Source organism: Telluria beijingensis (genome assembly GCF_030770395.1).
GTDB lineage: Bacteria > Pseudomonadota > Gammaproteobacteria > Burkholderiales > Burkholderiaceae_D > Telluria > Telluria beijingensis.
On the sequence record NZ_CP132480.1, the window covers coordinates 2808169 to 2821201 of the forward strand.

Here is a 13033-nt window from a genome sequence, read left to right on the forward strand (position 1 = left end):
CCTCAGCAGTATCTCTAACGGTTTTTTTTCGATTATCGAATCGCGCGCCAGCATCCGCACACGCCATCTCATGCGTTTTGCGGTTTAGGGTAATAGAAAATCCCCGACAGATAGATGATTGCAACAACCAGCATCAGTATTCGATTGGAGATAAGACAAACGAGAATTGGGAAAAGCGAAATGCCTTGGAACAACCAGTGCTTGAAGAAATTTCTCTCAAATTTTTGCCGTCGACTTGCGCGATAATTCGCGTCTATCATGCATGTCAATGTCACGAAGGACACGGTCAGCAGGCTCATGAGTGCGCTAGGTAGCAGTGTTTTCGTGGCATCTTCGTAGAAAAGCGAGAACGGCTCATCCGCGATAATACATGTGGAGACGAACCCTAATAAGCTCAGCGTATAAAGAACATACAGCCCAGCTCTCGCCGATGCATAGCTGTCACGACTGATATTCCAAGCACTATAGAAAATTCGTCTGGGCTTCCATGCCATCGCGAGAGCAGTCACGAGGCATAGCATCTTGATCACGGTATCCATGCACTTCTCCTTTGCAGGAGATTGTACTGGCGAAATTTCCGCAAAGCAATATTATTGCCTGTTTAAACGTATTCCGTTCATGCGAAATGTGACGCGACTTCCAGATTGAGAAATGAATGACTTCGCTGTACGTAAGATTTAACCATTGAAGAATGTCTTTCCTCTACCTTTCATCACTTCTTGGCGGAAAATTGCAGGCGGCAGCAAAACGTTGCGTGGCCACTGGTTTGGCACTGCGTGCCGAGACGCGGCATACTGACGCTATCCGAAACTCCCAACGTTACCAAGATGCCCCAACTCCTGAATGAACACGCCTGCTTCGGCGGCGTGCAGCGCTTCTACCAGCACGACTCGGCCGCCATCGGCCTGCCGATGAAATTCTCGGTCTACCTGCCGCCGGCGGCCGGCGACAAGCAATTGCTGGTGCTGTTCTACCTGGCCGGCCTGACCTGCACCGAAGAAACCTTCATGATCAAGGCCGGCGCCCAGCGCCTGGCCAGCGAACTGGGCATCATCCTGGTCGCGCCCGACACCAGCCCGCGCGGCGCCAACGTCCCGGGCGAAACGGACAGCTGGGACTTCGGCACCGGCGCCGGCTTCTACCTCGACGCCACCCAGGAACCGTGGGCGCGCCACTACCGCATGCACAGCTATCTGCTGGAACTGCACGCGCTGGTGCTGGCCACCTTCCAGGCCGATCCGGGCCGGGTCGGCATCTTCGGCCACTCGATGGGCGGCCACGGCGCGCTGACCATGGCACTGAAGCACCCTGAATTGTTCCGCTCGGTCTCGGCCTTCGCGCCGATCGCTGCGCCCAGCCGCTGCCCGTGGGGCCAGAAGGCCTTCGACGGCTACCTCGGCGCCGACAAGGACGCCTGGCAGCAGCATGACGCCAGCGCCCTGATGACCGCCCAGGCCAGCGCGCCCTTCCCTGGCGGCATCCTGATCGACCAGGGCCTGGGCGACAAATTCCTGGTCGAGCAACTGTATCCGGAAGCATTCGAGGAAGCCTGCGAAAAGGTCGGCCAGCCGCTGACCCTGCGCCGCCACGCCGGCTACGACCACGGCTATTATTTCATCTCGACCTTCGTCGACGATCACCTGCGCTTCCACGCCCAACAACTGGCGTGAGCCCCGAGCGGCCCGCGTCGCGGGCCGCCAACCTCTCACATCATTCCTCACGGCAAACGAACGACGGTCGTTGCCATCCCTGTGTATGCTGGAAGTTAACAACTTCTTCATCATGCAACAGCTCGAACCGTTCACCGATCGCATCGACGCCGGCAGGCAACTGGCGCAGGCGCTGCAGCACTACGCCGGCCGCGACGACCTGCTCGTGCTGGCGTTGCCGCGCGGCGGCGTGCCGGTCGCCTACCCCATCGCCCAGGCGTTGCGGGCCGAGCTCGACCTGATGCTGGTGCGCAAGCTCGGCTTGCCCAACCAGCCCGAGTTCGCCATGGGCGCCATCGGCAGCGGCGGCGTGCGAGTGCTCCAGGCCGGCGTCCCCGGCCTGATGGGCGTGACCCAGGACGAGGTCGACGCGGTCACGGCCATCGAGCAGGCCGAGCTGGCGCGGCGCGAGCGGCGCTACCGCGGCGATCGTCCGCCGTGCCGGCTCGCGGGACGCTGCGTGATCCTGGTCGACGACGGCATCGCCACCGGATCGACGATGCTGGCCGCGGTCGAGGTCGCCCGCCGCCAGCAGCCGGCGCGGCTGGTGGTGGCGGTGCCGGTGGCGGCCCAGGACGCGCTGGACGCGCTGCGCCCGTCGGTCGACGAGCTGGTCTGCCTGGTGGCCCCGGCCCGTTTTCGCGCGGTCGGGCAGTGGTACCGCAGCTTCGGGCAGACCGGCGATGAAGAAGTGCAAACCCTGCTGGCGCAGTCGCGCGACGCCGCCAGCCAACCCTACCGAGAGGAGCCGAGATGAACGATACGAACGAGACGAACGACACCAACGCACAAGCGATGAACGTGGGTAAATGGATCGGCGCAGCCGTCGCAGGCGCCTTGCTGATGTACGCCTTCGACCCGGAACGCGGCGCCAAGCGCCGCGCCCATGCCCGCGGCGCCCTGCGCGATGCTCGCGACCGCACCGGCGACCGGCTGGAAAACGCCTGGCACAGCGCCGGCGACCGCATCGATTCGGCGCGCCTGCGCGCATCTTCCGCCGCAGCCCGCGCCGGCGAACGCCTGGCCGGGGCGGCCCACGCGGCGGGCGACCGCCTGTCCGACGCCTCGCACCGCACCCGCGACCGCCTGGAACATGCGCGCGATCGCCTGGCCGACGCCTCCTACGAAGCCAAGGAACGCGCGCACGAACTGGCCCACGACGCGCGCGACCGCGCCCGGCATGCCGCCCACGAGGCGCGCGACCGGGTCGAGCATGCCGCACATGAGGCGCGCGAACACGCCGACTACGCCGCCGACAAGGCGCGCGACCGCGCGGATCACGCGGCCGAGCGCGCCCGCGAACGCGCCGACCAGGCCCGCGAACGCCTCGAGCAGAGCGCCTGGAGCCTGAAGGCCGAGGCCCGCTCGCGCGCCCACGCCGCCGGCCACCAGGTGCGCGAATGGACCGACCACCTGAGCCAGGTGTTCGGCTCGCGCAGCCCGACCCTCACCAATTCGGCCCTGCTCGGGACCGGCGCCCTAGGCTTGGTCGGCTTGGTGCGGCGCTCGCCGGCCGTCGCCCTGCTCGGCCTGGGCGCGCTGGCGGTGCTGCTGCGCAGCGACCGCGGCCGCCACCTGGTCGACTCGCTGCGCCATCGCGGCGCCGCCAGCCAGGTCGAGGTCGAGAACGCGATCCACATCGACGCCGCGCCGAAGGACGTGTTCGACGCCTGGTCCGAAGTCGAGAACTTCCCGCGCTTCATGTCGCACGTGACCGAGGTGCGCGACCTGGGCCACCGCCGCTCGCACTGGGTGGTGCGCGGCCCCGGCGGCATGGAGTACGCCTGGAACGCGGTCATGACCGAGCAGTCGCGTCCCGACCGCCTGTCGTGGCGCAGCGAGCCGGGTTCCGAGATCGCGCAGGAAGGCACCGTCACCTTCGAGCCGTCCGCCGGCGGCACCCGCGTCACGGTGCGCATGACCTATGCGCCGCCGGCCGGCGCGCTGGGCCACGGCATCGCGCGCATGCTGGGCGCCGACCCGCAGCGCCAGATGGACGACGACCTGGCGCGCATGAAGCAGTTCATCGAGCGCGGCGGCGCCCACTACGCCACCCAGCAGGCGGCGCCGAGCCACAGCTTCCTGCACTGACGTGGCCATCATCGGCACTGCCGCCCTCGACGCGGTGCGTCAGGCCGCCCGCCCGCTCACGGGCGCGGCGGACGACTACGACGCGCTGCTCGACATGGTCGGCAATGCCCGCTTCGTGCTGCTGGGGGAAGCCACCCACGGCAGCCACGAGTTCTATGCGGAGCGGGCCCGCATCACCCGCCGCCTGGTCGAAGAAAAAGGGTTTACGGCGGTGGCGGTCGAAGCCGATTGGCCCGATGCCTGGCGGGTCGACCGCTATGTGCGCGGCCAGGGCGCGGACCCGGATGGCCGTGCCGCCCTGTCGGGCTTCGAACGCTTTCCGGCCTGGATGTGGCGCAATACCGCGGTGCTCGACTTCGTCGAGTGGCTGCGGGGCCATAACGCGGGCCTGGGCAGCGATGGAGTCAAGACCGGCTTCTATGGCCTGGACCTGTACAGCATGTACACCTCGATCCACGAAGTGCTGCGCTACCTGGACCAGGTGGATCCGAACGCCGCGCGCGAGGCGCGCAAGGTGTATGCCTGCTTCGACCACTACGACCGCGACAGCCAGCAATACGGCTACGCGGCCAGTTTCGGCATGTCGCCGTCGTGCGAGCAGGGCGCGCTCGACACCCTGCGCAAGCTGCAGCAACGCGCCTTCGACTACGTGCAGGCCGACGGCGCCGACGACGCCTATTTCTACGCCCAGCAGAATGCGCGCCTGGTCAAGAATGCCGAAGAATACTACCGTACCATGTTCAAGGGCCGCGTCTCGTCCTGGAACCTGCGCGACAGCCACATGGCCGAGACGCTGGACGCGGTGGCCCGCCACCTGTCGCAGGGCGGCAAGCCGGCCCGCATCGTGGTGTGGGAACACAATTCGCATATCGGCGACGCGCGCGCCACCGAGATCGGACGCCAGGGCGAATGGACGCTGGGCGAGCTGGCGCGCAAGGCCCATGGCCAGGATGCCGTGCTGGTCGGCTTCACCACCTATGAAGGCCGGGTCACGGCGGCCTCGGAATGGGATGGCGAGGGCCTGCACAAGCACGTGCGCCCGGCGCTACGCAACAGCTACGAACACCTGCTGCACCTGACCGGCATCGAACGCTTCTTCCTGCCGCTGCGCGAACCGTCGCCGGCGCGCACTGCGCTGATGGAAGAGCGGCTGGAGCGCGCGATCGGCGTGCTGTACCTGCCGCGCAGCGAGCGCCAAAGCCATTATTTCATGGCCCAGCTGCCGCGCCAGTTCGACGCCGTGATCCACATCGACCGCACCACGGCGGTGGAGCCGCTCGATGCGGGCAGCGGCTGGCATACGGGCGAGCCGCCGGAGACGTATCCGGGCGGGTTGTAACGCGTGCACGTCGTTCCCGCGCAGGCGGGAACCCAAGTTTGCATGCATCGCGATACCGCACGCAGGACTTGGGTCCCCGCCTTCGCGGGGACGACGTGCGGGCGCGCAGGCGTCGGCTGGTTCATGCAACAGGCTCAGGCAGCAGGGTCTCGCCCACCCACTACATACCGATCCCGCCCCCCCTCCTTGGCGGCATACAAAGCCCCATCCGCCGCCGCCAGCAACCCATCTTCATCCTGTCCCGGCCGCCACAGTGCAACGCCGACGCTGGCCGATACCGCCAGCATCCCGGCCCCGGTCGCGAACGGCGCGCGCATCGCGGCCACGATCTTGGCTGCGATGCCCTCGGCTTCCTCGCGGCTGTCGATCTCTTCCAGGATCACCACGAACTCGTCGCCCGACAGGCGCGCCGGGGTGTCGCTGGCGCGCACGCAGGCGCGCAGGCGCTCGCCGAATTCCCTGAGCACCTCGTCGCCCACGCCATGGCCATGGCTGTCGTTGATGCGCTTGAAATGGTCGACGTCGAGATAGGCCAGCGCCGGCGCCCGGCCGTGACGCGCCGCGCGCGCCAGCACCGACTGCAGGGTTTCATTGAAGCTGCGGCGGTTGGCCAGGCCGGTCAGGGTGTCGACCCGCGCCAGCCGGGTCAGTTGCTCCTCGACTTCCTTCACGTGCGTCATGTCGTGCTTGAGCGCGTACACGCCGGCCACGCTGCCGTCCGGCTGCAGGTCGGGGATGTAGACGCCCTCCAGCACACGCGGCGCGCCCTGGATCAGCAGCCGCATCTGGCAGGTGGTGGCGTGGCCGGCGAACGCGCCTTCCAGGCTGGCGGCGCCCTGGCGCGAGGCGTCCTCGCCCATCAGCTCGGCGATCGACATCCCCACCAGATTCTCCGGCGTCACCCCGAACCAGCGCTCGAAGGTCGCGTTGCCGAAGCGGAAGCGCTGCTCGCGGTCGAGATAGGCGATCAGCACCGGCAGGTTGTCGGTGATCAGGCGCAGCCGCTTCTCGCTCGCCGCGCGCAGGCCCTCGGCATTCTCGCGCTCGGCCATCAGCTGGTAGAAGGCGTTGCCCAGTTCGCCGATCTCGTCGCGCCGGGCGTCGTGCAGCACCGCGATGTCGGCGCCCTCGTGGCGGATCGCGCGGATGCTGTCGCGCAGCCGCTGCAGCGGCGCCAGCAGCCGGAACACCACGGCCCAGGCCAGCACGCCGGACGCCAGCGCCAGGCCGGTCGCGCCGAAGATGGCGATGCGCCGCATCTGCGCCAGCGGGGCGAATGCTTCCTCGGTCGGATAGCGCGCGCCCAGGATCCAGCCGGTCGTGCGCAGGCGCTGGTAGGCATAGATGGAGGGGCGCCCGTCCAGGCCGGTCGCCTCGGTCCAGCCCTCGAAGCCGTCGATCGCGCGATCCAGGGCCGAGGCCTGCAGGCCGATCGGCTGCGACAGCCGGCGCGGATCGGGATGATCGATCATGACGCCGTCTGGCGTCATCAGGAACAGGTAGCCCGAGCCGCCCGGCTTGAGGGCGCTGATCTGGCGCAGGAAACCGGACGCCCGCAAGTCCATGCTGGCGGTCAGCACGCCTGCCCGCTGGCCGCCGGCGCCGAACACCGGCGCGCTGATGATGACGATCTTGCGGTTCGAGATGCGGCTCAGGATGGGTTGCGACATGAAGCCGTGGCCGGTCTCCATCGGGCGCTCGAAATAATCGCGCCCGGCCGCGTCGAGCCGGCGGTCGTCGCCGAAGGAGCGCAGCGACACCACCTGCTGGCCGCGGGCGTCGACCACGATCAGGTTCAGGTATTCGTGTTTCCAGGTCGTCGCCTGTGCTTCCAGCACACGCCGGGTCGCCGCCGGGTCCCCCGCCGCTGCCTGCGGCAGGCTGGCCGCCAGCGCCTCGATCTGGGCCACGCGCGCCACGATGCGGTCGTCCATGAAAGAGGCGGCGCTGGCCAGCATCGTGTACTGCTGGTCGCCGATCACCGACTTCATGCCGCGCTCGGCCACCGCCAGGGTCGCCAGGGTGGCCAGCAAGGTGGCCGCGAACACCAGGATCGCGGCGACGCAGGCCATGCGAAGCTTCAGGTTCGCCGGCAGGAGGCGCAGGCCGCGTGTAAGCATAGAAGTTTTATAGACTGCAATGCGACAAAGTATTACATACCGCGCCCGGACGACCAAGACGCCTCTCCCGGAAGCGGGACATAATCTGTTCAATAGGCAACAAAGTATGTCTTGCAATACTGTTGAGTTGACGAAAATTCCGCTACGATGGGCAGCTTCATCGCACTGCCCTGGAGAGAAGGTCATGAGTACATTCACCCTGAACGTCAACGGCAAGGCGCAAGCCGTCGACGTCGAAGCCGATACCCCGCTGCTGTGGGCCCTGCGCGATACCCTGGGCCTGGTCGGCACCAAGTACGGCTGCGGCCTGGGCCAGTGCGGCGCCTGCACCGTCCACCTCGACGGCGTGGCCACCCGCGCCTGCGTGCTTCCCGTCTCCGCCATCGGCGCCCAGAAGATCACCACCATCGAAGGCCTCGACGCCAATGCCCGCCATCCACTGCAAGTGGCCTGGCAAGAGCTGGACGTGCCGCAATGCGGCTACTGCCAGTCGGGCCAGATCATGAGCGCCTGTTCGCTGCTCAAGCAGCATCCGAAGCCGACCGACGCCCAGATCGACGAGGCCATGGCCGGCAACCTGTGTCGCTGCGCCACCTATATGCGGATCCGCAAGGGCATCCACCGCGCCGCCGAGATCGCATCGACCGAAAGGAAACCGGCATGACACTCGCCTCCACTTCCCGCCGCGGTTTCCTGCGCGCGGCCGGCGCCGGTGGCGCCCTCCTGATCGGCATGTCGGCGCAAGGCGTGCTGGCGGCGGTGAACAATCCGGCCGCCGCGGCGCCCGGCGCCGACTTCGTGCCGAACGCCTTCATCCGCATCGCGCGCGACGGCAGCGTGACCCTGATTTCCAAGCAGCCCGAGATCGGCCAGGGTATCAAGACCTCGCTGCCGATGGTGATCGCCGAAGAACTCGACGTCGCCTGGGACAGCGTGCGCGTGGTCCAGGGCGACCTGGATCTGGAAGCCTATGGCAGCCAGGGCGCGGGCGGCTCCAACTCGACCCCGAACAACTACGAGAACTTCCGCCGCCTGGGCGCGACCGCGCGCTATGTCCTGTTGCAGGCCGCGGCCCAGGCCTGGAAGGTGGCGGCCAGCGAATGCACGACCGATGCCGGCCACGTGCTGCACGCGGCCAGCAAGCGGCGCCTGGCCTATGGCGCCCTGGTCGACGCGGCCGCCAAACTGCCCTTGCCCGAGGCGGCAAAGGTCGCCGTCAAGGATCCGGCGAACTTCAAGCTGCTGGGCAAGCGCATCGGCGGCGTCGACAACGGCGCCATCGTCAGCGGCAAACCGCTGTTCGGCATCGACGTCCAGCTGCCCGGCATGCTGCACGCGCAGTACGTCAAGTGCCCGGTCTTCGGCGGCAAGCCGCGCCGCGCCAACCTGGACGCAGTGCGCGCCCTGCCCGGCGTGAAGGACGCCTTCATCATCGAAGGCACCGATAACCTGAACGGCCTGCGTCCCGGCGTGGCGATCGTCGCCACCTCGACCTGGGCCGCGATCCGCGCGCGCCGCGCGTTGGAAGTGGAATGGGACGAAGGCGCGGCCGCCAAACACAGCTGGGCCGACTTCACGGCCCAGGCCAAAGCGGCGGCCAGACAGCCCGGCGCCACGATGCTGCGCAAGGATGGCGACGTCGCCGCCGCCCTGAAGGGTGCGGCGAAGACCGTGGAAGCGGCCTACAGCTACCCGTTCATCTCGCACGCCAGCATGGAGCCGCAGAACTGCACGGCATGGCTGAAACCCGATGGCGCGCTGGAGCTGTGGGCCCCGACGCAGAACCCGAACGCGGGCCAGGCCCTGGTAAGCAGCACCTGCGGCATCCCCAAAGAGAAAATCACGATGCACATCATCCGCAGCGGCGGCGGCTTCGGCCGGCGCCTGAGCTCGGACTTTATCGTCGAAGCCACCGCGATCGCCCAGCGCATGAAGGACAAGGCGCCGGTCAAGCTGACCTGGACCCGCGAGGATGACCTGCAGCATGATCACTTCCGTCCGGGCGGCTTCCACTTCCTGCGCGGCGGGGTCGACAAGGCCGGCAAGGTCGTGGGCTGGCACAACCATTTCGTCACCTTCGCCAACCGCGTCGAACAGGACGGCAAGAGCAGCCTGCGCAACGGCAGCGGGGGCAGCCTGTCGCCCGACGAATTCCCGGGCCGCTGGCTGGCCAACTGCCAGCTGGAGCAGACTGCGCTGGAATGCAGCGTACCGATGGGACCGTGGCGCGCGCCGGGCAGCTGCGTGTTCGCCTGGGCCTTCCACAGCTTCATCGACGAGCTGGCCCATGCCGGCGGACGCGATCCGCTTGCCTTCCGCCTCGAGCTGCTGGGCGACAAGGACATCGTGCCGCCGAGCGTCGAGCGCGGCCAGCCGTACAATGTGGCGCGCATGCGCGCGGTGCTGCAGACCGCCGCCGACAAGGCCGGCTGGGGCAAGAAGAAATTCGCGCGCGGCCAGGGGCAAGGCATCGCCTTCCACTTCAGCCATCGCGGCTATGTGGCGCAGGTGGCCGAGGTGACGGTGTCCAAGGATGGTAAAGTGAAAGTCGACCGCGTGGTGGTGGCCACCGACGTGGGGCCGACCATCATCAACCTGTCGGGCGCCGAGAACCAGGTCGAGGGGTCGGTGATCGACGGACTGTCGACGCTGATGTTCCCCGAGCTGAACCTGGAAAACGGCCGCATCGTGCAAAGCAACTTCCACGATTACCAGCTGCTGCGCATCGGCGACGCGCCGGCCAGGATCGAGATGCACTTCGTGAAGTCGGACCAGCCGGTGACGGGCCTGGGCGAGCCGCCGCTGCCGCCGCTGGCGCCGGCGGTGTGCAATGCGATCTTCGCGGCCACCGGCAAGCGGGTGCGCGAGCTCCCGCTCAACAAGGTCGACCTGAGCTGGAGCTAGGCGACGGTTACGGCATGCCCCGTTCGCTGATGGCGTGTGGGGCGGCCGTGCGGTGGCGTTCGAGGACGGCCAGCGCCAGCTCTTCCTGGCGCGCATCCTGCGCCAGCACCCTCAGGATGCAGGCGCCGTGGACGTCGCCTTCGGGGCGGAACACATCCTTGTAGTCGGTGCCGCCCTTGACCTCGGACGAGTCGCCGACCGTGAAATTCGACTGGCCGGGGCCAGCCTCGTCGCCGATGGGGGAAAGAACGACATTGTCTTGCGGGAGACCGGCGCCGATCAGGTCGACCCGCAACTGCTCGGCAATAGCGAAGTCCTGGATCACGCGGACGATGGGATTGCTCATGGTGCCTCCTTGGTTTGCTGTTGCAAGCAAGTTACCAGAAAGGCGGATTGGCAGTCGCTCTATCGGAAGGCGTGCTCGCGCCTCAACCTGGATCGCCTTCCAGGTCCGGTATCACCGCGGTCACCTCGATCTCCACCCGCGCCCGATCCTCCATCAATCCCGCCACCTGCACCGCGCTCATGGCCGGATAGTGCCGCCCCAGCACCTCGCGGTAGGCGGCGCCCAGTGCACTGCCTGCATTCAGGTATTCGCGCTTGTCCAGCACATACCAGGTCATCCGCACGATGTGCTCCGGTCCGGCGCCGGCTTCGCGCAGCACGGCGACGATGTTTTCCAGCGCCTGGCGCGACTGGCCGACGAAGTCGTCGGTGTGAAAGCGGCCTTCGGCGTCCCAGCCGATCATGCCGCTGACAAAAATCTGGCGTCCGCGGCAGGCGACGCCATTGGCATAGCCCTTCGGCCGCGGCCAGCAGGGCGGTTGCAGGATGTCCATCCCCTTCTCCAAACTTTGATTACACCTTCGGCGCGAGCAGCTCGCGCGCGATGATCAGGAGCTGCACTTCGCTCGCTCCCTCGTAGATGCGCAGCGCGCGGATTTCGCGGTACAGGCTTTCCACCACCTGCCCGCTCTGCACGCCCTGGCCGCCGAACAGCTGCACCGCGCTGTCGATCACGCGCTGCGCCGATTCGGTGGCGGCCAGCTTGGCCATCGCCGCTTCCTGCGTCACGCGTTTGCCATTGTCGCGCAGCCAGGCGGCGCGGTAGGTCAGCAGCGCGGCGGCGTCGATCTCCAGCGCCATCTGGGCCAGTTTCGCCTGGGTGAGCTGGAAGTCGGCCAAGGTCTTGCCGAACATCGGCCGCGACTGCGCGCGCGCCAGGGCTTCATCCATTGCGCGGCGCGCAAAACCCAGCGCGGCAGCGGCGACCGAGGTGCGGAACACGTCCAGCGTGGCCATCGCCACCTTGAAGCCCTGGCCCTCTGCACCGACCAGGCAGTCGGCCGGCACCCGGCAACCGTCGAAGCGCAGGCGCGCCAGCGGATGCGGGGCGATCACGTCGATGCGTTCGGCAATTTCCAGGCCATGCGCGCCCGCGTCGACGATGAAGGCCGAGATGCCCTTCGAGCCGCGCCCGCCCTCGCCCCCACCGTCGCCGGTGCGCGCGAACACGACGTAGACATCGGCGATGCCGCCATTCGAGATCCAGGTCTTTTCGCCATCGAGCACCCAGTCGTCGCCCTCGCGCCGCGCAGCGCAGCGCATGGCGGCAACGTCGGAGCCGGCCTCGGGCTCGGACAGGGCGAAGGCGGCGATCGCCTCGCCGCTCGCCACGCGCGGCAGCCAGCGGCGCTTCTGCTCCTCGCTGCCGAACAGCGAGATCGCCCCGCTGCCCAGGCCCTGCATTGCGAACGCGAAGTCGGCCAGGCCGGCGTGGCGCGCCAGCGTCTCGCGGATCAGGCAGATGGCGCGCGTATCGATGGCCTGCTCGCCGACGGCGTGGCGCAGCCAGCCATCGCGGCCCAGGCGTGCAACCAGCGCACGGCAGATGGCATCGGCATCGCGGCCATGGGCATCATGCAGATTGTCCGCCGCCCAGGCATCCAGTTCCCGCGCCAGTTCGCCATGGCGCGCCTCGAAGAACGGCCAGTCCAGGTAGTCGTGCCCCATCAATCCCCCTCGAAGCGCGGCCGCTCTTTCGCCACGAAGGCGTGGTAGGCGCGATGGAAGTCATTGGTCGCCATGCAGATGGCCTGGGCCTGGGCCTCGGCCTCGATCGCTTCGTCGACCCCCATATTCCACTCCTGCTGCAGCATCTTCTTGGTCATGCCATGGGCGAAGGTCGGACCGGCCGCCAGGGTCGCGGCGAAAGCCCGGGCCTCGCTCAACAACTGTTCTGGCGCGCACAGGCGGTTGAAGAAGCCCCAGCGCTCGCCCTCTTCGCCATCCAGCGAACGCCCGGTGTACAGCAGCTCGGCCGCCCGGCCCTGCCCGATCACGCGCGGCAGCAAGGCGCAGGCGCCCATGTCGCAGCCAGCCAGGCCGACCCGGGTGAAGAGAAAAGCGGTGCGGCTGCGCGCGGTGCCGTAACGGATGTCCGAGGCCAGCGCCAGGATCGCCCCGGCGCCGGCGCACACGCCGTCGACTGCCGCCACCACCGGCTGCGGGCAGGCGCGCATCGCTTTCACCAGATCGCCCGTCATGCGGGTAAAGGCCAGCAGGCCCGGCATGTCCAGCTTCGTCAGCGGGCCGATGATCTCGTGCACGTCGCCGCCCGAACAGAAATTGTCGCCGGCGCCGGTGACGACCACCGCCTTGACGTCGTCCGCATACGCCAGCGCGCGGAACAGGTCGCGCAGCTCGGCATACGAATCGAAGGTCAGCGGATTCTTGCGCTCGGGCCGGTCCAGCGTGATGGTGGCGACGCCGGCATCGAGCCCGAAGCCGAAGTGCTGCGGCGCGTAGCCGGCCAGGCTGTGGCGGCCGCCCGGCAGGCGGTGCGATTCGCCCGGTAGATAGTGCATGCT

General features: G+C 67.8%; 12 protein-coding genes. 6 read left to right on the forward strand and 6 right to left on the reverse strand.

Annotated elements, in window-relative coordinates; translation table 11 throughout:
- Nucleotides 1-68 precede the first annotated feature (68 nt).
- Entirely contained in the window at nucleotides 69-539 is a 471-nt protein-coding gene (locus Q9246_RS12490) for a hypothetical protein (RefSeq protein ID WP_306397863.1), read from the reverse strand.
- 288 nt (nucleotides 540-827) lie between these two features.
- Here Q9246_RS12490 and fghA point away from each other — a divergent pair, with 288 nt between their 5' ends.
- The 4 genes from fghA (at nucleotide 828) to Q9246_RS12510 (ending at nucleotide 5139) form a co-directional block, all read left to right on the forward strand.
- Complete coding sequence (fghA, locus tag Q9246_RS12495; RefSeq protein ID WP_306397864.1) at nucleotides 828-1670, forward strand: S-formylglutathione hydrolase; 843 nt, start codon at nucleotides 828-830, stop codon at nucleotides 1668-1670.
- Nucleotides 1671-1755: 85 nt separating this feature from the next.
- Entirely contained in the window at nucleotides 1756-2466 is a 711-nt protein-coding gene (locus Q9246_RS12500; RefSeq protein WP_306397865.1) for a phosphoribosyltransferase, read from the forward strand.
- Complete coding sequence (locus tag Q9246_RS12505) at nucleotides 2463-3800, forward strand: SRPBCC family protein (protein WP_306397866.1); 1338 nt, start codon at nucleotides 2463-2465, stop codon at nucleotides 3798-3800. The genes Q9246_RS12500 and Q9246_RS12505 overlap by 4 nt, the downstream gene beginning before the upstream one ends.
- Nucleotide 3801: 1 nt before the next feature.
- Nucleotides 3802-5139 carry an erythromycin esterase family protein gene (locus Q9246_RS12510; RefSeq protein ID WP_306397867.1) on the forward strand — a complete coding sequence of 446 codons (1338 nt, stop codon included), beginning with the start codon at nucleotides 3802-3804 and terminating at the stop codon, nucleotides 5137-5139.
- A 134-nt stretch (nucleotides 5140-5273) separates the two neighbouring features.
- On the opposite strand, the gene Q9246_RS12515 is transcribed toward Q9246_RS12510, so the two are convergent.
- Nucleotides 5274-7259 (reverse strand): diguanylate cyclase domain-containing protein, encoded by a 1986-nt coding sequence (locus Q9246_RS12515; protein WP_306397868.1) that lies wholly within the window; start codon nucleotides 7257-7259, stop codon nucleotides 5274-5276.
- A 184-nt stretch (nucleotides 7260-7443) separates the two neighbouring features.
- Here Q9246_RS12515 and Q9246_RS12520 point away from each other — a divergent pair, with 184 nt between their 5' ends.
- Nucleotides 7444-7923, forward strand: coding sequence for a (2Fe-2S)-binding protein (locus tag Q9246_RS12520; RefSeq protein WP_306397869.1), 480 nt, complete (start codon nucleotides 7444-7446; stop codon nucleotides 7921-7923).
- Nucleotides 7920-10163 (forward strand): xanthine dehydrogenase family protein molybdopterin-binding subunit, encoded by a 2244-nt coding sequence (locus Q9246_RS12525; protein ID WP_306397870.1) that lies wholly within the window; start codon nucleotides 7920-7922, stop codon nucleotides 10161-10163. Before Q9246_RS12520 ends, Q9246_RS12525 begins: the two co-directional genes overlap by 4 nt.
- 7 nt (nucleotides 10164-10170) lie before the next feature.
- Here the strand turns inward: Q9246_RS12525 and Q9246_RS12530 are convergent, their stop codons facing one another.
- From Q9246_RS12530 to Q9246_RS12545, 4 genes are all read right to left on the reverse strand, one after another.
- Nucleotides 10171-10509, reverse strand: coding sequence for a hypothetical protein (locus Q9246_RS12530; protein WP_306397871.1), 339 nt, complete (start codon nucleotides 10507-10509; stop codon nucleotides 10171-10173).
- Between the two features lie 82 nt (nucleotides 10510-10591).
- On the reverse strand, nucleotides 10592-11002 hold the full coding sequence (locus Q9246_RS12535; RefSeq protein ID WP_306397872.1) for a RidA family protein: 411 nt from the start codon (nucleotides 11000-11002) through the stop codon (nucleotides 10592-10594).
- 19 nt (nucleotides 11003-11021) lie between these two features.
- Entirely contained in the window at nucleotides 11022-12176 is a 1155-nt protein-coding gene (locus tag Q9246_RS12540; protein ID WP_306397873.1) for an acyl-CoA dehydrogenase family protein, read from the reverse strand.
- Entirely contained in the window at nucleotides 12176-13030 is an 855-nt protein-coding gene (locus Q9246_RS12545) for an enoyl-CoA hydratase family protein (RefSeq protein WP_306397874.1), read from the reverse strand. The genes Q9246_RS12540 and Q9246_RS12545 overlap by 1 nt, the downstream gene beginning before the upstream one ends.
- Between the last annotated feature and the right edge of the window lie 3 nt (nucleotides 13031-13033).